The following is an 18,222-nucleotide window of genomic DNA, read 5'->3' on the forward strand; positions in this document are numbered from 1 at the left end:
TCCCGCTCTCTCCCCGTACCCGACAGCGCTCAGCGGTCGATTTCGCCGAACACCACGTCCATCGTGCCGATGATTGCCGCGACATCCGCCAGCTGGTGTCCCTTGGCCACATGATCCATGGCCTGCAGGTGCAGGTAGCCGGGTGCGCGCAGCTTGGCGCGGTAGGGCCGGTTGGTGCCATCGGCCACGAGGTAAACGCCGAACTCGCCCTTGGGTGCCTCGACGGCGGCATAGACCTCGCCCTCGGGGACGTGGAACCCCTCGGTATATAGCTTGAAGTGGTGAATCAACGCTTCCATCGAGGTCTTCATCTCGCCGCGCGACGGCGGGGTGATCTTGCCCCGGGCCAGGATGTCGCCCTGCCCCTCGGGCGCGCGCAGCTTCTCGATCGCCTGATGGATGATCTTCACGCTCTCGCGCATCTCGGCCATGCGGCAGAGATAGCGGTCATAGCAGTCGCCGTTCTTGCCGATCGGGATCTGGAAGTCGAACTCGTCGTAGCACTCGTAGGGCTGCGCGCGGCGCAGGTCCCAAGCCAGGCCCGAGCCGCGCACCATGACGCCGGAGAAGCCCCACTCGTTGATCTCTTCCTCGGTCACGACACCGATATCGGCGTTGCGCTGCTTGAAGATCCGGTTCTCGGTCAGCAGCCCGTCGATATCGTCGAGCACCTTGGGGAATTCCTTGGCCCAGGCCTCGATATCGTCGATCAGCTTGGGCGGCAGGTCCTGGTGCACGCCGCCGGGCCGGAAATAGGCCGCGTGCAGGCGCGCGCCACAGGCCCGCTCGTAGAAGATCATCAGCTTTTCGCGTTCCTCGAAGCCCCAGAGCGGCGGCGTCAGCGCGCCCACGTCCATGGCCTGCGTGGTCACGTTCAGCAGGTGGTTCAACACGCGCCCGATTTCCGAGTACAGAACCCGGATCAGGCTGGCGCGGCGCGGCACCTCGACCCCGGTCAGCTTCTCGATGGCCAGGCACCAGGCATGTTCCTGGTTCATCGGCGCCACGTAGTCCAACCGGTCGAAATAGGGCAGGTTCTGCAGGTAGGTCCGGCTCTCCATGAGCTTTTCCGTACCCCGGTGCAGCAGCCCGATATGCGGGTCGCAGCGTTCCACGATCTCGCCATCAAGCTCCAGCACGAGCCGCAGAACCCCGTGCGCGGCAGGGTGTTGCGGGCCGAAGTTGATGTTGAAGTTGCGGATCTTCTGCTCGCCCGTCAGGGCGTCTTCGAAACCTTTGGAGCCGTCCATCATGTTAACTCCTCATCAAAGCGCGCTTTTTCTTCCGACAGCGAAGTATCTTCGTTGGCCCCACGCCATCCTTTCGGCCTGTGGCCAATGACCGTTTCAACTTTTTCGTATACCATCTGCAGACGCTCAAACGCCATTTCGGCCAACTCATCCGGCAGCTCCCAGTCTCGAGCGATGCCCTCATTAATTGGTCCAGTCGGACACGATTCGGAAGCTTCCAATCCAACAAACCTCTTTACCTTAGCGAGGCCACTGTCGAAGAGATCACAGAAGTTGACTAGCAGGACTCTCTCTGCTGGAATGACCCGACGTAGACGATCCAATGTCACATCGTAACGCGATCGACGATAGTCCGGATCATAATCATCATGGAGTGAATTCTCAAACATTCGAATAACATCATTCTTCGACACCACTCCATGACGGAAGAGGCGTTTGTGACGATGCCGGATGCCTGACCAAAGGCGGTCGACGGGATCGCGCATCATGAAAAGAAATAGCGTATTACTGTGCAACAAGGACATTTCTTCGAAAGTCCTGCTGCCGCACAAGGCGTAGGCAGGAGAAAAATCCAACAGCAATGAGCCCGCGACGGCGCCCCTCGACACATACCTAGCGTACGCGGAATGGTCACTTGGAGGAGCTTGAAACATCTTGGAACGCCCGTCCTTTTTGATCTTAGGGTCAGTGTACCCCATCTTGTCCCAGTCAATGTATGGAGCACGACGCCTACTCCAATAATGCAACTCTTTGCTTTCCGAAGCGACCTCAGGACAATTTACGAGTTGTCTATACAACCAACTTGTCCCTGACTTCTGTGCGCCGATACAGATTAGAAGACCTTTTGAGCTTGAAAACTCTGGACAATGTATTTCTGAGAGGGGTCCTGCCATGGCCTAAGCTTTTTTCTCATCGCCGGGCAGCACGTATTCCGCGCCCTCCCACGGGGACATGAAATCGAACTGGCGGTATTCCTGCACCAGGCTCACCGGCTCGTAGACGACGCGCTTCTGCTCTTCGTCGTAGCGCACCTCGGTATAGCCGGTCGTCGGGAAGTCCTTGCGCAGCGGATAGCCGCGGAAGCCGTAGTCGGTCAGGATGCGGCGCAGGTCCGGATGGCCGGCAAAGAGGATGCCGAACATGTCGAAGACCTCGCGCTCGAACCAGTTGGCCGAGGGGTGCACCGACACGATCGACGGCACCATCTCGTCCTCGCGCACGGCAACGCGCAGGCGGATGCGGTGGTTCTGGTACATCGACAGGAAGTGGTAGACCACATCGAACCGCTTGGGCCGCTGCGGGTAGTCCACGCCGGTGATGTCGATCAGCGTCGAGAAGCGGCAGGTGGCATCGGTTTTCAGGAAATCCACCAGACCGCGGATGTTCGGCGCCGCCACGTCGACATTCAGCTCGCCATGCGAGACGTCCCAGCCGATCACGCAGTCGGGACGCTTCGCCTCGATATGGCTGCCGAGTTCCTTGAGGGCCTGTGTCATCGCGTAATCGTCCCCGTCCGGCGGATCTTGCGCTGCAGCGCCATGATGCCGTAGACCAGCGCCTCGGCCGTGGGCGGGCAGCCCGGCACGTAGACGTCCACCGGCACGATGCGGTCGCAGCCGCGCACCACCGAGTAGCTGTAGTGGTAGTAGCCCCCGCCATTGGCGCAGGAGCCCATCGAGATCACGTAGCGCGGCTCGGGCATCTGGTCATAGACCTTGCGCAGCGCCGGCGCCATCTTGTTGGTCAGCGTGCCGGCCACGATCATCAGGTCGGACTGGCGCGGGCTGGCGCGCGGGGCCACGCCGAAACGTTCGAGGTCGTAGCGCGGCATCGAGGAATGCATCATCTCGACCGCGCAGCAGGCCAGGCCGAAGGTCATCCAGTGCAGGCTGCCGGTGCGCGCCCAGTTGATGATGTCCTCGGTCGAGGTCAGCAGGAAGCCCTTGTCCTGCAGCTCGCGGTTCAGCGTCTGGGTGACGGGGTCGCGCTCATAGCCGGGCGCATCCGCCTCCAGCGGCACCTGCGAATTCGGGCCGGCCTTGACACGCGGCGTCTGCGGGCCCGAGCTCTGGACCTCGGTCACCATGGCGTCGTCGTCGCTCACTCCCATTCGAGGGCCCCTTTCTTCCATTCATAGGCAAAGCCGATCGTCAGCACCGCCAGGAACACCATCATCGACCAGAACCCGACCATGCTGATATCCTTGAAGGCCACGGCCCATGGAAACAGCATCGCGATCTCGAGATCGAAGATGATGAACAGGATCGACACCAGGTAGAAGCGCACGTCGAACTTCATCCGTGCGTCATCGAAGGCGTTGAACCCGCATTCATAGGCCGACACCTTTTCGGGGTCGGGGTTGCGTACGGCCAGCACGACGGCGGCAAGGATCAGGACGAGGCCCAACCCGATGGCCACGGCCAGAAACACGAGGATGGGGAGGTATTCCCGCAGCATCTCTTCCACGAGGCGGCTCCTTTTCGATGCGCGGGCGGCCGGCTTGGCGCACCGGTCCGCGCAGAATTGTGGCGTTGCTCACTTGCATCGGGTGTAGCCCCCCCGCCGGGGAGGGTCAATATTGGCCGCCCTGAAACATCGCGCCATATCGCCCCAGCGGAACCGCCCCGCGCCGCGCCCGTTGAGTCGCCAGACCCCTTTGCCGACAAGGAGTTCCCGATGCCGCTCGACGTCACAGGCCGCACCGCCCGGCTCTACCGCATGGCCACACCCGACCATCTCTGCCCGTTCGGGCTCAAGTCGCGCTGGCTGTTGCGCCGGCACGGCTACGAGGTCGAGGATCATCCCCTGACGACGCGGGACGAGACCGAGGCCTTCATGGACGATCATGGGGTCGAAACCACGCCGCAGACCTTCATCGGCGGCGAGCGGGTCGGCGGCTACGAGGCGGTGCAGCGCCATCTCGGCCACATGCCCGCGCAGGACAAGGAGACGAGCTACACGCCCGTGCTCGCCGTCTTTGCCATGGCCGCCGCCATGGGCATCGCCGTGGCGCTGGTCGCAGGGATCGGCGCGGCGCACGCGCTGCAGGCTTCGCTGGCCATCGCCATGTGCCTCCTGGCCGTGCAGAAGCTGCGCGATGTGGAAAGCTTCTCGACCATGTTCCTCAATTACGACCTGCTGGCGCGGCGCTGGGTGCCCTATGGCTATGTCTACCCCTTCGCCGAGGCGCTGGCCGGGGTGCTGATGCTGGGCCGCGTCCTGCCATGGCTCTCGGGCCCGGTGGCACTGTTCATCGGCACGGTGGGCGCGGTCTCGGTGGCCAAGGCGGTCTATGTCGAGCGGCGCGAGCTGAAATGCGCCTGCATGGGCGGCAATTCCAACGTGCCGCTGGGCGCGGTCTCGCTGACCGAGAATCTCGTGATGATGGGCATGGGGCTCTGGACGCTCTCCACCCTGCTCTGAAAGGTCATCAGCATGACGTAGCCGGCCAGCCCCACCATCACCAGCGTGATCGGGAACCAGACCGCCCGCTCGGGGCGCGACGGCGTGATGCCGTTCAGCAGGCAGGCGACGGCGCTCACCCCCAGCGCGACCCAACCGGTCCAGAGCGGCCAGCCCAGCCCGGGAAAGCCCGCCGCGCTCAGGATCGCCAGCCCCTGGAACAGTGCGACCGGTATCGAGAGTGCCGCGACGATCCGTCCCGACAGGGGCAGCGCGCCGGGGTGGCGCCCGCCCTGCGTCCATGGCCCCAGCGGCAGCCCGGCGATCAGCGCCAGCTGGAAGAAGATGATGCCAAGGCAGAGCGTGGCATAGAGATGCGCGACCTGCACTGTCATGGCTCTGCCCTGTCCGCCCGACCCGGATTCATTCGACCCAAGGCGCCGGGCGTTTGTCGAAGAAGGCCTGGATCCCCGCCTGCGCCTCCTCCGTCTCCCAACGCCGCGACAGCGCGTCGATCGCATGCTCAACCTGCGCGGCCGGCACACCGCCCGACAGGTGCCGCAGCAGCGCCTTGCCCTCGCGCACCGCCCCCGGCGCGCAGGACAGGTAAGGCCCGACCTCGGCCTCGACCGCGTCGTCCAGCGCCTCGGCCGGCACGGCCCGGCTCAGCAGGCCCAGCCGCTCGGCCTCGGCCGCGCCGAAGATGCGCCCGTTCATGAAGACCTCGGCCGCGCGCACCGCCCCCATCCGCGCCACCACGTAAGGCCCGATATTGGCCGGGATGATGCCCAATCGCACCTCGGTCAGCCCCATTTTCAGGTGATCCGCCCCCAGCGTGACGTCACAGACCGCCGCCAGCCCGATGCCGCCGCCAAAGGCATTGCCCTGCACGCGGCCGATCAGCGGCTGCGGTAGCGCATGCAGCGCCGCCAAGGCCGTTGCGATGCGCGCCGATTCCGCCCGGCGCGAGGCCGCATCCATTCCGAACTGCGCCCGCATCCAGCCCAGGTCCGCCCCCGCACAGAAGCTCTTGCCGCGCGCCGCCAGCACCACGACGCGCACATCGGTATCTTCTGCCAGCGCATGGGCCGCCGCCTCCAGCTCGGTCATCATGTCGGCCGAGAGCGCATTGTGCTTGTCCTCGCGCGCCAGCCAGAGCGTCGCCACCCCGCGCGCATCGCGCATCACCTCGATCAGGCCCATCTCCATCCTCCGTCCTGCGCGGGCGCCCGGCCCGCCATGTTCCGCCCCCGCCTCACGGCCCGAGCCGCGCGACGATGCGCGCCACCATCTCGTCCACGCCCAGCACGGCGCTGTCCAGCCGCAGATCCGCATCCGGGTGCGGATGATACGCGCGCCGGCACACTGCGGCCCAGTCCGGCAGGGCCAGCCCCGGCACCTCGGCCCCCCGGCGCTCAACCCGCGCGCGATGGATCGCCTTGTCGGCGCAGATCAGCTCCACCTCGCAAAGATCCGCGCCCGCCCCGCGGGCGGTCTCGCGCCATGGCCCGCGCGTCACCGGCGCCGGGTTCACGCTGTCGGCCACCACGTCGAAGCCCTGCCCCAGCGCCGCCCCGGCCACGGCCCGCGCCGCGGCATAGCCGCCATCGGCCAGGTCGCCCGCCACCTGCATGTGGCTCTCGCGCAGGGCCTGCTCGATCGCGTCGATCCGCAGCCAGAGCGCCCCGATCCGCGCCGCCAGCGCCCGGGCCAGCGTGCTCTTGCCGACCCCGGGCAGACCGGCCAGCACGACCAGCCCCGCCATCTCAACCCGCCTGCCAGACGGTGCCGCCCGCCCGCTGCCAATCCTCGAGGATCCAGACCATCCGGTCGATGAACCAGAATTTCGGCAGGGCCGCCAGCGCCGCGCCCAGGATCACCAGATCGGCCGCCAGCACATACAGCCCCCAGGACATGACCAGCAGCCCCGGCAGGCTCAACCAGGCCAGCAGCGCGGCGGCACGCCGGTGATGTGCCGGCAGCGCCGCGCGATGCGCAAGGTAGACCTTCTCGCCCATGACGCCCCGGCTCATCCAGCTGTCGAAGCGTGGCGGCGGCGGAAAGACCCGCGGGTTCAGCCAGAGCCAGAGCGCCACCAGCCCCAGCGCGGCCCAGGCCCAGCTGCCGATCCAGGCACGGCTCCAGATCGACAGGCAGATCAGCGGCAGGCCGGTCAGCGCCCGGCTCCAGCCCGACCACGGGTTGGCATGGCGCCGCCAGACCGTCTCGGACATGCCGAAGACGCGGGCCAGCCCGCCCATCCCGTCCATCAGCCCGGCGCCCGCAGGGCGCGCGCCATCTCCGCCGCGCGATCCAGCAGCGCCAGGTCCAGACCGGTCTCGTAGCCCAGCTCGGCCAGCCGCGCCGCCACTGCCTCGGTCGCCACGTTGCCGGCAGCCCCCGGGGCATAGGGGCAGCCCCCCAAGCCCCCCACGGCCGCGTCGAAGACCCGCAGCCCGCGCGCCAGAGCCACCTCGATATTGGCCAGCGCCCGGCCGCCCGTATCGTGGAAATGCCCGGCCAGCCGCTCTGCCGGCAGCGCCTCCAGAACCGCGCCCAGCATGGCATCCACCGCCTCCGGACCACCGCGCCCGATCGTGTCGGCCAGGCTGATCTCGTCACAGCCCATTTCGGACAGGGCCGCGGCCACCCGCGCCACCTGCCCCGGCGCCACCGGGCCGTCATAGGGGCATTCCACCGCGCAGGAGACATAGCCCCGCACCGGCAACCCGGCGTCCCGCGCCGCTGCCACCACCGGGCGGAACCGGTCGAGGCTCTCTGCCACCGAGGCGTTGATATTGGCCCGCGCAAACCCTTCCGAGGCCGACCCGAAGACCGACACCTCGTCCACCACCGCCGCCTGCGCCCGCTCCAGCCCCTTCAGGTTTGGCGTCAGCGCGGAATAGAGCACCCCCGGCACCCGCGTGATACCCTCCATCACCGCGGCACTGTCGGCCATCTGCGGCACCCATTTCGGGCTGACGAAGGAAGCGCATTCAATCCGCCGGAACCCCGCGCGGCTCAGCAGGTCGACCAGCGCGATCTTCTCCGCGGCCGGGATCAGCCGCGCCTCGTTCTGCAACCCGTCGCGCGGCCCCACCTCGAAGATCTCGACCCGCTCTGCCATGCGCCCCTCTCCTCCATCTTTCTCCAAATACTCCCGCCGGAGGCCCCGCCCCCGTCATGCCCCCGGTCAACCCTCGGGCACCGGATAGAAGTCCTGCGCGTAGAATCGCTGCGGCCCCTCGCGCGCAACAGCACGCCTGTGCGCCGGCCGCGCCTCGATCCGGGCCTTGTAGGCCGCCAGCCGGGGGAACCCGTCCAGCGGCACGTAATAGGGCGCGGCAAAGAGGTTGAACCCCATCATCACGTCTGCGGCCGAGAAGCCGCCGGGCAACAGCCAGTCGCGATCGCCCAGCCGCGCCTCCATCCCCGCCAGCGTCTGGCGCAGCCGCGCAACGGTCAGCTTGGCCACGACCGGGCTGGGCTTCGCCGGCGGTCGCAGGAAGACCAGCTGCAGGTTGAGGTTCTCGATCAGGCTGGCCTGCGTCTCGGCATAGTGGATCCATTGCAGGTAGGCCGGCCGCTCGCACGTACCCGGCGCCCGGCCGAGCTCCGGCGCATGGGTCTCGACGAGATATTCCACGATCGCCCCGGATTCGCTCATCTCCAGCCCATCGATCTCGATTGCCGGGATGCGATTGGCGGGCGAGAGCCGCGGCAGGTCTCCCTCGCGCATCTCGGGCGCGCCGATCCGGTAGGCGACGATCTCGAGCGGGCCCAGCCGGTCGATCAGGCCCGTCTCCTCGAGCAGCCAGAGCACGCGGAAGGACCGACCGTAAGGCACGTGATGCAACCGGATCATCCCGCGCCCCCAAATTCCATGCATGGAATTTGCAAAAATCGTGCACGATTTTTGGTGCTCATGCCCCGTCCTCCTCGAGACGGATCAGCGGTGCGCCGGCATCGACCTGGTCGCCCTCCGCGACGAAGACCTCGGCCACCACCCCGTCCCGGGCGGCGCGCAGCCCGTGCTCCATCTTCATCGCCTCCAGCACCGCCAGCCGGTCGCCCTCGGCCACGCTCTGCCCCGCGCGCACATGCAGCGAGACCACGCGCCCCGGCATCGGGGCCAGGGTGAGTGCCGCGCCTTCCTCGGCCGCGCCCTGCTGGGCCAGCGGATCGACGATCTCGAACCGCGTGCCGAAGCCAGAGAAGACCGTGATCACGGCGCCGGCGCGGGCATGGGCCGCCGCGCGCACCCCGTCGAGATACCAGGCCCCGTCGCGCCGCTCGGCCATGACGGTCTTGGTGCCGGTCTCGATCCGCACCCGGTCGGGCCCGTCGACGCGCAATATCACCGACTGCACCGCGCCCCCGACCGAAAGCCGCAGGCTGCGCTCCAGCGGCTGCCAGAGCGTGAAGCCCTGCGCCCAGTGCGCCGGCCCGTCGAGCCCGGCGGCCACCAGCGCGGCAAGCGCCAGCGCAGATGGCTCCGGCGCGGGGAGCGCGGCGAGGTCGTCGAGGTCACGCGCGATGAGCCCGGTATCCACCTCGCCCGCGGCAAAGCCGTCATGTTCGGCCAGCGCGCCCAGGAAGGCGAGGTTGGTCACGGTGCCGGCCACCTGCGTGTCGCGCAAACCGCGGGCGAGCTTGCGCAGCGCCACGTCCCGGGTCGGCGCGTGCGCGATGACCTTGGCGATCATCGGGTCGTAATGCGGGCTGATCTCGTCGCCCGCGCGCACGCCGCTATCGGCCCTGAGCCCCTCGGGGAAGGCGAGATGCGTCAGACGCCCGGTGGCCGGCAGGAAGCCCGCGGGCACGTCCTCGGCATAAAGCCGCGCCTCGAAGGCGTGGCCGGTGATCGACAACTCCTCCTGTGTCGCGGGCAGCGGCGCGCCGGCGGCGACGCGGATCTGCCACTCCACCAGGTCAACCCCGGTGATCGCTTCGGTCACCGGGTGTTCGACCTGCAGGCGGGTGTTCATCTCCATGAACCAGAACCCGTCGGGGCGCAGCCCGTCCGCGGCATCGACGATGAACTCCACCGTGCCGGCGCCGCGATAGCCGATCGCCTCGGCCGCGCGCACGGCGGCCGCGCCCATGGCGGCGCGCATCTCGGGCGTCATGCCGGGGGCCGGGGCCTCCTCGATCACCTTCTGGTGGCGGCGTTGCAGCGAGCAGTCCCGCTCGAACAGGTGCACCGCGCGGGTCCCGTCGCCGAAGACCTGCAGCTCGATATGGCGCGGGCGCTGGATGTATTTTTCGATCAGCACCGCGTCATTGCCGAAAGCGGTGCGCGCCTCGGCCTTGGCGCGTTCCAGCGCGTCGACGAACTCTTCCGGCCTCTCGACCAGGCGCATGCCCTTGCCGCCGCCGCCTGCCACGGCCTTGATCAGGACCGGGTAGCCCACGCGATCGGCCTCGACCTCGAGATGGCCGGGATCCTGGTCGGCGCCGAGATAGCCCGGCACGACGGGCACGCCGGCCTGGTCCATCAGCTGCTTGGCGGCATCCTTGAGCCCCATCTTACGGATCGCCCCGGCCGAGGGGCCGATGAAGACCAGCCCCGCCGCCTCGACCGCCTCGACGAAATCGGGGTTCTCGGAGAGAAACCCGTAGCCCGGGTGGATCGCCTGCGCGCCGGTCGCCTGCGCCGCTTCGATGATCGCGTCGCCGCGCAGGTAGCTTTCGGCCGGGCTGGCCCCGCCCAGCGAGACAGCGACATCCGCCATGGCCACATGCTGCGCGGCGGCATCGACGTCGGAATGCACCGCCACGGTGCGCAGCCCCATGGCGCGCGCGGTACGGATCACGCGCACCGCGATCTCGCCCCGGTTGGCGATCAGGATGGTGTCGAACATCAGGGTCTCCTTTCCCGGCGCGGACGCGGGCGGCCCGGTGGATGCGAGGGGCCGGCCCCTCGCGCTCCCCGGAGTATTTGCGGAAAGATGAAAGCGCATGCCCGGCCGGGTTTCGCGGCTTGCCGGACGGCGCGGGAGGCGGCAGGCTGGCCGGCATGGACCAGGACCTCTACGAGCCGGCCCGCGTGGCCGCCGTGTTCGACCGCTGTTCGCGACGCTACCGGGGCTGGAGCAGCCTCGCCTCCTTCGGGGTGATCCATTACTGGCGCCGGCTCTGCGTCGCGGCGCTGGGGCTGCCGCGCGAGAGCACCGCCTGCGGGGTCGACCTGATGGCCGGAACGGGCGAGCTCTGGCCGCACCTGCTGGCGCGGCATCCCAGGCTGGGGCGGATCACTGCGATCGATATCAGCCCGGGCATGCATGCGGCGGCGATGGCGCGGCTGCATGCAGCACGCGCGGGGCGGATCACGCATCTCTGCGCCGACATGCTGCGCACCGACCTGCCCGATGGCTCGGCCGATTTCGCAGTCTCGAGCTTCGGGCTGAAGACCTTCAATGCCGCGCAGCACCGGGTCATGGCGCGGCAGATCGCGCGCATTCTGCGGCCCGGCGCGCCCTATGCGCTGATCGAGGCGGCCGATCCGGACGGCTGGGTGCTGCACCCGCTCTACCGGATCCACCTGGACCGCGTGCTGCCGCTGGTGGAGCGGCTGTTCCTGGACGGTGCGCAGGATTTCGCCATGCTGGGCGCCTATACGCGCGGCTTCGGCGACGGGCAGAGCGTGGTCGACGCGCTGGCCGAGGCCGGTCTGTCGGTCCGGGTGCGGCGCTCCTTCGGGGGCGCGGCGCTGTGTTTTCACGGGCACAAGCCGCATTGAGCCCTCCTCACATCCGGAACACGCCGAAGCGTGTTTCCTCGATGGGTGCGTTCAGCGCCGCCAGCAGCGACAGGCCCAGCACGTCGCGGGTCTTGCGCGGGTCGACGATGCCGTCATCCCAGAGCCGTGCGGAGGCGTAAAGCGGGTGGGACTGGCGCTCGAACATCTCGAGCGTGGGGCGTTTGAAGGCCTCTTCCTCGGCCTCGGACCAATGCTCGCCCGCGCGCTCCATCGCGTCGCGCCTGACGGTGGCCAGCACGCCCGCGGCCTGCGCCCCGCCCATCACCGAGATCCGGCTGTTGGGCCAGGTCCACAGGAAGCGGGGCTGGTAGGCGCGGCCGGCCATCCCGTAATTGCCCGCCCCGAAGGAGCCGCCGACCAGCACGGTGATCTTGGGCACCGCGGTGGTGGCCACGGCGGTCACCATCTTGGCGCCGTGCCGCGCGATGCCCTCGTTCTCGTAGCGCCGGCCCACCATGAAACCGGTGATGTTCTGCAGGAAGACGAGCGGGATCTTGCGCTGCGAGCAGAGCTCGACGAAATGCGCGCCCTTCTGCGCCGCCTCGGAGAAGAGCACGCCGTTATTGGCGATGATCCCGGCCTCCATGCCGTGGATGCGGGCGAAGCCGCAGACCAACGTCTCGCCGAAGCGGGGCTTGAACTCGTCGAACTCCGAGCCGTCGACCAGCCGGGCGATCACCTCGCGGATGTCGTAGGGCGTGCGCAGGTCGGCCGGCACCACGCCCAGGATCTCGTCAGGGTCATAGGCGGGGGGCGGGCCGCCGGGCAGCACCACCGGGCCGGTTTTGGGACCGAGGCTGCGCACCGCGCGCCGGGCAAGGGCCAGCGCGTGGGTGTCATCCTCGGCCAGGTAATCGGCCACGCCGGAGAGGCGCGTGTGCACGTCGCCGCCGCCCAGCTCCTCGGCGGTGACCACCTCGCCCGTGGCGGCGCGCACCAGCGGCGGGCCGGCCAGGAAGATGGTGCCCTGCTCGCGCACGATGATCGTGACATCGGACATGGCCGGCACATAGGCGCCGCCCGCGGTGCAGGACCCCATCACCACGGCGATCTGCGCGATCCCCTTGGCCGACATGCGCGCCTGATTGTAGAAGATCCGGCCGAAATGGTCGCGGTCGGGGAAGACCTCGTCCTGGTTGGGCAGGTTCGCGCCGCCCGAATCGACGAGGTAGAGGCAGGGCAGCCGGTTTTCCTCGGCGATCTCCTGGGCGCGCAGGTGCTTCTTGACGCTCATCGGGTAATAGGTGCCGCCCTTCACGGTGGCGTCGTTGCACACCACCATGACCTGCCGCCCCTCGACCTGACCCACCCCGGCGATCACGCCGGCCGCGGGCGCGGCGCCGTCATAAAGCCCGTGCGCCGCGGTGGCGCCGATCTCGAGGAAGGGCGTGCCGGGATCGAGCAGGTTGGCCACGCGGGCCCGCGGCAGCATCTTGCCGCGCCCTTCGTGGCGGGCCCGGGCGCGCGCGCCGCCGCCCGCCGCCGCCGCCTCGGCCGCCGCGGCGATCTCGGACAGGGCAGAGAGATGCGCCTCGCGGTTGGCGCGGAACGCCTCGGAGGAGGCGATGACCTGTGAGGTCAGTTTCATGCGCTTGGATCCCCTTCAGTCGATGTCTTCGGTCAGCCCGGCGGGGCGGGCCCACGGGCGGGTCGGTGGCGGCGGGCGGGCCCAGCCCGCCGCGACGCCGCTTTCGGCCATGTCGAGGAAACGGGCCAGCTGCCACAGCAGCATCACGTCCGACAGCCGCGCATTGGCGGCGCGCACCTCGCAGAGCGAGGCCAGCAACGGCCGGGTGCCGGCACAGTCGGGCCCGGCAGACGAGCCATGCGCCAGCGCCCAGAGCACCGGGTAGAGCCCGTCGGACCAGACCCCGTCGCGGCCGGCCACGGATTCGGGCGGGGGCAGCCCCTCCAGCACGCGGGCGCCCAGCGCGTCGAGCCGGTCGCGCAGCGCGCCCTGGCAGGCGATGCGGTCCTCGACGGTATCATCGCAGAGCGTGATGCCGATCTGGCCGCAGTAATCCACGCCCGCCACGCTGGCGAAATCGAACTCGGGCGCGTCGAAAGTCTCGCGCCTGCGCTTGAGCGCGCGCTCGAAGCGGGCCACCTCGTTGTCGAAACAGGGGGTGAATCCTGACCAGGGCAGCTCGGCCCCCGCAGGCGCGGCCAACAGCGCGATCAGGGCGGCGAGGCGGATCATGCGCCCTCCTCCGCCGCGGCGCGGGCGCGCAGCGCCTTGCGGATCACCTTGCCGGTGACGGTCAGGGGCAGATCATCCACGAAGGCCACCTCGCGCGGGTAGGAATAGCTGGCCAGACGGTCGCGGACCCAGGCCTGCAAGCTTTCGGCGCCGGGATCCGCGCCCGGTTTCAGCACCACGTAGGCCTTGACGATCTGGGTGCGCAGCGGGTCGGGCTTGCCCACCACGCCCACATTGGCCACGTCCGGGTGGGTCAGCAGGCAATCCTCGATCTCGGAGGGGCCGATGCGGTAGCCCGCCGAGGTGATCACGTCATCCTCGCGCCCGACGAAGCGCAGGACCCCGTCTTCCAGCACGCCGCGATCCCCGGTCACCAGCCAGTCGCCGCGGAATTTCGCCGCCGTGGCCTCGGCGTTCTGCCAGTAGCCCAGCATCATCGAGGCGGCGCCGCGACGGATCGCGATATCGCCCTCACCGTCGGTGGGCAGGCCGTCCGCGTCGATCACCGCCAGCGCGGCCCCCGGGGCGGGACGGCCCAGCGCGCCGGGCTGTGGCGCGAACAGCGCCGCGCAGGAGCTGGCCACCATGTTGCACTCGGTCTGGCCGTAGAACTCGTTGATCGTCACGCCCAGCGCGTCGCGGCCCCATGCCAGCATCTCTGCGCCCAGAGGCTCGCCGCCCGAGGCGACGCTGCGCAGGCCTGCCAGCGTCGCGCCCTCGGCCTTGAGCATGCGCAGCGCGGTGGGCGGCAGGAAGGTGTTGCGCACGCCTGCGCTTTCGATGACCTGTGCGCAGGTCTCGGGCGTGAAGCGCCCGCCCGGCCCCGCCACCACCGGCACGCCCAAAGCCAGCCCCGGCATCGCCACGTCGAACAGCCCGCCGATCCAGGCCCAGTCCGCCGGGGTCCATAACACGTCGCCCGGCTGGCCGAGAAAATCATGGCTCATCTCGACGCCCGGCAGATGGCCGGTCAGCACGCGGTGGCCATGCAACGCGCCCTTGGGCTTGCCCGTGGTGCCCGAGGTGTAGATCAGCACGGCCGGCGTCTCGGGGCCTGTCACGGCGGGTGGGGCGTCGGTCGGTGCGGGCAGATCCGCCTGCTGCAGCAGGGTCACGTCCAGACCGGCCATCAGCGCGGCGCCCTGCGCATCGGTCACCGCCACGCGCAGCCCGGCATCGGCCACCCGCGTGGCCAGCGCGTCATGCTGGAACAGCTTGAAGAGCGGGACCGAGATCGCGCCCATGCGCCAGCAGGCAAGATGCGCCGCGGCGCAGAGCGGCCCCTGCCCCAGCAATACGCCCACCCGGTCGCCCGGTGCCACGCCGCGCGCCAGTAGCGCGGCCTGCACCTGCCGCGACAGCCCTGCCAATGCGCCATAGCTGACATCGCGCCGCGCCGGGCCGGTCAGGTCGATGATCGCCGGCCGGTCGGGCTCGGCCGCCGCCCACCTGTCGCAGGCCTGCTCGGCCATGTTCAGCCGCGCCGGCAGGTTCCAGCGGAACCCCGCGATCAGGTCGTCATATGTGGCGGCCCGCTCCAGCATCTCAGCGCGCGATCCGTTCCAGATACAGCGCCTGCTCGGCCGTGGTGGTCATCCGGCAATCGGCCATGGCCGGCCCCTGCCCGGTGCCGCCGCCCCAGAGCGCGCCGGCCCAGGCGCATTTCGCATCGCGAAAGGCGATCCAGGCCCGTTGCATGGCGCGCAGCGTCTCTTCCTGCGGGGGCGCGGTATAGCCGTATTCCGCTGCATCGGCATCGGCCTGCTGCGCCTCGGCCAGACGCGCCTGGTAGGCGGCGTTCAGGCGGCCGTCCCACCAATCGGCCTCGGCCCCCAGGCAGCCGCCCATGCCGACCGTGCTGTCGCCACCCGGCGTGTCGGCCATGCATTGCTCGGCGGCAAGGCCGATGCAGACCTGCTCGAACCCGTCATTATTGCCCATGCAGGTCAGCGTGGCATCGGGCGCGAAGACCAGCTCCTGCGCGGCAAGCGGCGTGCCCAGCACGGTCAGCGCCGCCAGCATCGGTTTCAGGCTCATCCGTCATCCTCCCGTCTTCCGACCGCTCAGGTCCTTGGCCCGTCCAGCCTACGCCGCGGATCCCCGGGGCCAAAGCGTTCTTTCAGCCGGCCCAGCCGGTCCACGCGATACTCCCACATGCCCGGCCCGCCGCAGGCCACGACCAGCCAGACCTCTCGCCCCGGGCGCGCCACGCAGTCGCTGGCCCGCGCCTGCGGCCCGGCCTCGGCGAGGTAGCGCGCGGCCATGGCCTCGATCACGTCGGTCTCGGTCAGATTGGCCACGATCCAGCCCTGCCGGAAGCCGAACAGCGCCACCGCGACCAGCAGCACCGCGAGCGGCGCGAACCACAGCCAGCGCGGCATCAGCGCGCGCCCCTCACCCGTGCTTCTCCCGCGCGATCTGCGCCAGCTCGCGGTCGAGGAAGAACGAGATGATCGCCCGGATCACCACCAGCAACAGCAGGAAGAGCAGGTCGCCGATGGCTAGGCTGAGCGCCGTGTGGATCACGTCCGAGACGATGAACAGCTCCAGCCCCGCGAGGATGTAGACCCCCAGCTGCAGCCGCGCCTCGTTCATCGCCGCGCGCCGTTCACCGGCCGGCACCAGTTCCGAGGGTGCAACGGACAGGATGAAGCGCAGCGCCCCCAGCACCAGCAGCGCGATGGCGCAGAGGTCTATGCCCGCCGCGATCCATTCCAGCGCCGCAACCAGCAGCGGCAGGTGCCCGTGCAGCACCGTCTCCTGCGCGCCGAGATCCACCAGAGAAGCCACCTGCGCCCCCGTTCCTGATCCGTATCCCGGACCCGTCGCCTAGCCCATCGCCCCCATCAGCTCGCGCCCGACCAGCATGCGCCGGATCTCGGAGGTGCCGGCGCCGATCTCCATCAGCTTGGCGTCGCGGAACAGCCGCGCCACCGGCGCATCGGCCAGGAACCCGGCCCCGCCCATGGCCTGCACCGCCTGATGCGCCTGCACCATGGCCTGCTCGGAGGCGTAGAGACAGCAGGCCGCCGCGTCCTGCCGCGTCACCTCGCCCCGGTCGCAGGCCTTGGCGACCTCGTAGACATAGGCGCGGGCCGAGTTCATCGCCGTGTACATGTCGGCGATCTTGCCCTGCATCAGCTGGAACGACCCGATCGGCTGGCCGAACTGCTTGCGCTCGGCCATGTAGGGCATGATCTCGTCGAGACAGGCGGCCATGATGCCCAGCCCGATGCCGGCCAGCACGACGCGTTCGTAATCCAGCCCCGACATCAGCACGCGCACGCCCTTGCCCTCTTCGCCCAGGATGTTGTCGAAGGGCACCTCGACATCCTCGAAGATCAGCTCGGCCGTGTTCGACCCGCGCATGCCCAGCTTGTCGAAATGCGGGCTGGTGCTGAACCCCGCCATATCCTTCTCGATCAGGAAGGCGGTGATGCCCTTGGGCCCGGCCTCGGGGTCGGTCTTGGCATAGACCACCAGCGTGTCGGCATCGGGGCCATTGGTGATCCAGTACTTGTTGCCGTTCAGCACGAAGCGGTCATTGCGCTTCTCGGCGCGCAGCTTCATCGAGACCACATCCGACCCGGCCGAGGGTTCGGACATGGCCAGCGCGCCCACCTGCGCGCCCGAGATCAGGCCCGGCAGGTAGCGCGCGCGCTGCGCGTCAGTGCCGTTCAGCTTGATCTGGTTGACGCAGAGATTGGAATGCGCCCCGTAGGACAGGCTGACCGAGGCCGAGGCGCGCGCGACCTCCTCGATGGCGACCGTATGCGCAAGATAGCCCATGCCGGCGCCGCCCATCTCTTCGGGCACGGTGATTCCCAGCAGGCCCAGCTCGCCCATCTCGCGCCACAGGGGCGCGGGAAAATCGTTGCTGCGGTCGATCTCGGCGGCCATGGGCTTGACGCGCTCCTGCGCCCATTTGTGCACCATCTCGCGCAGCGCGTTCACGTCCTCGCCCAGATCGAACGTCATGCTTGCCATGAACATCGCCAGCCCTCCCCCTCCGGTTTATTGAACGTGCGTTCATTTAAGCCACGAACTCCGCTCTGCGTCAAGCATTGCTGGAACGCAGGCGCCGGGCCCCGCGTTCTGCCCCCAAACCCGATACGGAGGATATCATGAGCGACGATCTGAAAACCGAGTTCTGGAGCCGTATGGACGATGTGCGCGCCGGCATGCTGGCCGCCGATGGCGAGCGCCCGGTGCCGATGGCGCCCATGGCCGAGCGCGACGCGCAGGCGATCTGGTTCATCACCGCCGCCGGTTCGGCCGCCGATCGCAGCGCCAAGTCGGGCGGCGAGGCCTCGTTCCACGTCGCCGACCCCAAGGCGAATTTCTACGCCAATGTCTTCGGCAAGCTGGAAGAGGCCAACGATTCGGACAAGCTGGACGACCTGTGGTCCTCGATGGCCGCCGCGTGGTTTCCCGAGGGGCGCGATGACGACGCGGTGCGGCTGGTGAAATTCACCCCGCATGACGGCGAGGTCTGGGCAACGCAGGGCGGTGCGGCCTATCTTTACGAGATCGCCAAGGCCAACATGACCGACAAGACGCCCGATGTGGGCACCCACGGCCGGGTCGTCTTCTGATCCGGCCCCGAA

21 protein-coding genes are annotated in these 18,222 nt (G+C 68.9%); 3 read left to right on the forward strand and 18 right to left on the reverse strand.

Translation table 11 applies throughout. The features are described from left to right. Positions 1-29 precede the first annotated feature (29 nt). The 5 genes from AVJ23_RS19395 to AVJ23_RS19410 are packed head-to-tail and all read right to left on the reverse strand — an operon-like array spanning position 30 to position 3,716. On the reverse strand, positions 30-1,250 hold the full coding sequence (locus AVJ23_RS19395) for an NADH-quinone oxidoreductase subunit D (protein ID WP_205626887.1): 1,221 nt from the start codon (positions 1,248-1,250) through the stop codon (positions 30-32). After that, positions 1,250-2,143, reverse strand: a complete 894-nt coding sequence (locus AVJ23_RS22370) for a sulfotransferase (protein ID WP_084794781.1) — start codon at positions 2,141-2,143, stop codon at positions 1,250-1,252. Before AVJ23_RS22370 ends, AVJ23_RS19395 begins: the two co-directional genes overlap by 1 nt. Positions 2,144-2,146: 3 nt before the next feature. Further along, on the reverse strand, positions 2,147-2,746 hold the full coding sequence (locus tag AVJ23_RS19400) for an NADH-quinone oxidoreductase subunit C (protein ID WP_058863888.1): 600 nt from the start codon (positions 2,744-2,746) through the stop codon (positions 2,147-2,149). Beyond that, the gene (locus tag AVJ23_RS19405; RefSeq protein ID WP_084794783.1) at positions 2,743-3,360 is read right to left on the reverse strand and encodes a NuoB/complex I 20 kDa subunit family protein; all 618 of its coding nucleotides are present in this window, start codon (positions 3,358-3,360) and stop codon (positions 2,743-2,745) included. Before AVJ23_RS19405 ends, AVJ23_RS19400 begins: the two co-directional genes overlap by 4 nt. Continuing rightward, entirely contained in the window at positions 3,351-3,716 is a 366-nt protein-coding gene (locus AVJ23_RS19410) for an NADH-quinone oxidoreductase subunit A (protein WP_058863889.1), read from the reverse strand. The genes AVJ23_RS19405 and AVJ23_RS19410 overlap by 10 nt, the downstream gene beginning before the upstream one ends. 210 nt (positions 3,717-3,926) lie before the next feature. On the opposite strand from AVJ23_RS19410, the gene AVJ23_RS19415 reads away from it, so the two are divergent. After that, positions 3,927-4,673: a MauE/DoxX family redox-associated membrane protein gene (locus tag AVJ23_RS19415; RefSeq protein ID WP_058863890.1), complete on the forward strand. Its 747-nt coding sequence runs from the start codon at positions 3,927-3,929 to the stop codon at positions 4,671-4,673. A gap of 402 nt (positions 4,674-5,075) precedes the next feature. Here the strand turns inward: AVJ23_RS19415 and AVJ23_RS19425 are convergent, their stop codons facing one another. From AVJ23_RS19425 to AVJ23_RS19450, 6 genes are all read right to left on the reverse strand, one after another. Next, positions 5,076-5,855, reverse strand: coding sequence for a crotonase/enoyl-CoA hydratase family protein (locus AVJ23_RS19425; RefSeq protein WP_099045544.1), 780 nt, complete (start codon positions 5,853-5,855; stop codon positions 5,076-5,078). A gap of 52 nt (positions 5,856-5,907) precedes the next feature. Beyond that, positions 5,908-6,417, reverse strand: a complete 510-nt coding sequence (locus AVJ23_RS19430) for a P-loop nucleotide/nucleoside kinase family protein (RefSeq protein ID WP_058863892.1) — start codon at positions 6,415-6,417, stop codon at positions 5,908-5,910. Position 6,418: 1 nt separating this feature from the next. Further along, positions 6,419-6,922, reverse strand: a complete 504-nt coding sequence (locus AVJ23_RS19435; RefSeq protein WP_058863893.1) for a DUF6653 family protein — start codon at positions 6,920-6,922, stop codon at positions 6,419-6,421. Then, the gene (locus AVJ23_RS19440) at positions 6,922-7,779 is read right to left on the reverse strand and encodes a hydroxymethylglutaryl-CoA lyase (RefSeq protein WP_058863894.1); all 858 of its coding nucleotides are present in this window, start codon (positions 7,777-7,779) and stop codon (positions 6,922-6,924) included. The genes AVJ23_RS19435 and AVJ23_RS19440 overlap by 1 nt, the downstream gene beginning before the upstream one ends. Positions 7,780-7,845: 66 nt before the next feature. Next, entirely contained in the window at positions 7,846-8,517 is a 672-nt protein-coding gene (locus AVJ23_RS19445; protein ID WP_058863895.1) for a glutathione S-transferase family protein, read from the reverse strand. 58 nt (positions 8,518-8,575) lie between these two features. Then, positions 8,576-10,516 (reverse strand): acetyl/propionyl/methylcrotonyl-CoA carboxylase subunit alpha, encoded by a 1,941-nt coding sequence (locus AVJ23_RS19450; protein WP_058863896.1) that lies wholly within the window; start codon positions 10,514-10,516, stop codon positions 8,576-8,578. A 155-nt stretch (positions 10,517-10,671) separates the two neighbouring features. Here AVJ23_RS19450 and AVJ23_RS19455 point away from each other — a divergent pair, with 155 nt between their 5' ends. Next, on the forward strand, positions 10,672-11,394 hold the full coding sequence (locus tag AVJ23_RS19455; protein ID WP_058863897.1) for a class I SAM-dependent methyltransferase: 723 nt from the start codon (positions 10,672-10,674) through the stop codon (positions 11,392-11,394). Between the two features lie 7 nt (positions 11,395-11,401). Here the strand turns inward: AVJ23_RS19455 and AVJ23_RS19460 are convergent, their stop codons facing one another. From AVJ23_RS19460 to AVJ23_RS19490, 7 genes are read right to left on the reverse strand one after another with little or no spacing between them, the layout of a single operon-like run. Continuing rightward, entirely contained in the window at positions 11,402-13,003 is a 1,602-nt protein-coding gene (locus AVJ23_RS19460) for a carboxyl transferase domain-containing protein (RefSeq protein ID WP_058863898.1), read from the reverse strand. Between the two features lie 15 nt (positions 13,004-13,018). Next, complete coding sequence (locus AVJ23_RS19465) at positions 13,019-13,615, reverse strand: hypothetical protein (RefSeq protein WP_058863899.1); 597 nt, start codon at positions 13,613-13,615, stop codon at positions 13,019-13,021. Continuing rightward, positions 13,612-15,159, reverse strand: coding sequence for an AMP-binding protein (locus AVJ23_RS19470; protein WP_058863900.1), 1,548 nt, complete (start codon positions 15,157-15,159; stop codon positions 13,612-13,614). The genes AVJ23_RS19465 and AVJ23_RS19470 overlap by 4 nt, the downstream gene beginning before the upstream one ends. 1 nt (position 15,160) lies before the next feature. After that, positions 15,161-15,652 (reverse strand): lysozyme inhibitor LprI family protein, encoded by a 492-nt coding sequence (locus AVJ23_RS19475; protein WP_058863901.1) that lies wholly within the window; start codon positions 15,650-15,652, stop codon positions 15,161-15,163. Positions 15,653-15,678: 26 nt separating this feature from the next. Beyond that, positions 15,679-15,996, reverse strand: coding sequence for a hypothetical protein (locus AVJ23_RS19480; RefSeq protein WP_058863902.1), 318 nt, complete (start codon positions 15,994-15,996; stop codon positions 15,679-15,681). 13 nt (positions 15,997-16,009) lie between these two features. Further along, a complete protein-coding gene (locus AVJ23_RS19485) occupies positions 16,010-16,405 on the reverse strand; it encodes a DUF1622 domain-containing protein (protein WP_058863903.1) in 396 nt (131 codons plus the stop codon). Positions 16,406-16,444: 39 nt separating this feature from the next. After that, positions 16,445-17,608 carry an isovaleryl-CoA dehydrogenase gene (locus AVJ23_RS19490; protein ID WP_058863904.1) on the reverse strand — a complete coding sequence of 388 codons (1,164 nt, stop codon included), beginning with the start codon at positions 17,606-17,608 and terminating at the stop codon, positions 16,445-16,447. 131 nt (positions 17,609-17,739) lie between these two features. Here AVJ23_RS19490 and AVJ23_RS19495 point away from each other — a divergent pair, with 131 nt between their 5' ends. After that, the gene (locus AVJ23_RS19495; protein ID WP_058863905.1) at positions 17,740-18,210 is read left to right on the forward strand and encodes a pyridoxamine 5'-phosphate oxidase family protein; all 471 of its coding nucleotides are present in this window, start codon (positions 17,740-17,742) and stop codon (positions 18,208-18,210) included. Positions 18,211-18,222 lie beyond the last annotated feature (12 nt).

The organism is Pseudoponticoccus marisrubri, from assembly GCF_001482405.1.
Taxonomy (GTDB): Bacteria; Pseudomonadota; Alphaproteobacteria; order Rhodobacterales; family Rhodobacteraceae; genus Pseudoponticoccus; species Pseudoponticoccus marisrubri.

Coding starts and splice junctions, on each gene's coding strand:
- AVJ23_RS19445 (WP_058863895.1), bottom strand. CDS start 8,517: ATGATCCGGTTGCATCACGTGCCTTACGGTCGGTCCTTCCGCGTGCTC.
- AVJ23_RS19475 (WP_058863901.1), bottom strand. CDS start 15,652: ATGAGCCTGAAACCGATGCTGGCGGCGCTGACCGTGCTGGGCACGCCG.
- AVJ23_RS19495 (WP_058863905.1), top strand. CDS start 17,740: ATGAGCGACGATCTGAAAACCGAGTTCTGGAGCCGTATGGACGATGTG.
- AVJ23_RS19450 (WP_058863896.1), bottom strand. CDS start 10,516: ATGTTCGACACCATCCTGATCGCCAACCGGGGCGAGATCGCGGTGCGC.
- AVJ23_RS19480 (WP_058863902.1), bottom strand. CDS start 15,996: ATGCCGCGCTGGCTGTGGTTCGCGCCGCTCGCGGTGCTGCTGGTCGCG.
- AVJ23_RS19455 (WP_058863897.1), top strand. CDS start 10,672: ATGGACCAGGACCTCTACGAGCCGGCCCGCGTGGCCGCCGTGTTCGAC.
- AVJ23_RS19490 (WP_058863904.1), bottom strand. CDS start 17,608: ATGTTCATGGCAAGCATGACGTTCGATCTGGGCGAGGACGTGAACGCG.
- AVJ23_RS22370 (WP_084794781.1), bottom strand. CDS start 2,143: ATGGCAGGACCCCTCTCAGAAATACATTGTCCAGAGTTTTCAAGCTCA.
- AVJ23_RS19470 (WP_058863900.1), bottom strand. CDS start 15,159: ATGCTGGAGCGGGCCGCCACATATGACGACCTGATCGCGGGGTTCCGC.
- AVJ23_RS19425 (WP_099045544.1), bottom strand. CDS start 5,855: ATGGGCCTGATCGAGGTGATGCGCGATGCGCGCGGGGTGGCGACGCTC.
- AVJ23_RS19460 (WP_058863898.1), bottom strand. CDS start 13,003: ATGAAACTGACCTCACAGGTCATCGCCTCCTCCGAGGCGTTCCGCGCC.
- AVJ23_RS19405 (WP_084794783.1), bottom strand. CDS start 3,360: ATGGGAGTGAGCGACGACGACGCCATGGTGACCGAGGTCCAGAGCTCG.
- AVJ23_RS19400 (WP_058863888.1), bottom strand. CDS start 2,746: ATGACACAGGCCCTCAAGGAACTCGGCAGCCATATCGAGGCGAAGCGT.
- AVJ23_RS19465 (WP_058863899.1), bottom strand. CDS start 13,615: ATGATCCGCCTCGCCGCCCTGATCGCGCTGTTGGCCGCGCCTGCGGGG.
- AVJ23_RS19415 (WP_058863890.1), top strand. CDS start 3,927: ATGCCGCTCGACGTCACAGGCCGCACCGCCCGGCTCTACCGCATGGCC.
- AVJ23_RS19440 (WP_058863894.1), bottom strand. CDS start 7,779: ATGGCAGAGCGGGTCGAGATCTTCGAGGTGGGGCCGCGCGACGGGTTG.
- AVJ23_RS19395 (WP_205626887.1), bottom strand. CDS start 1,250: ATGGACGGCTCCAAAGGTTTCGAAGACGCCCTGACGGGCGAGCAGAAG.
- AVJ23_RS19435 (WP_058863893.1), bottom strand. CDS start 6,922: ATGGACGGGATGGGCGGGCTGGCCCGCGTCTTCGGCATGTCCGAGACG.
- AVJ23_RS19430 (WP_058863892.1), bottom strand. CDS start 6,417: ATGGCGGGGCTGGTCGTGCTGGCCGGTCTGCCCGGGGTCGGCAAGAGC.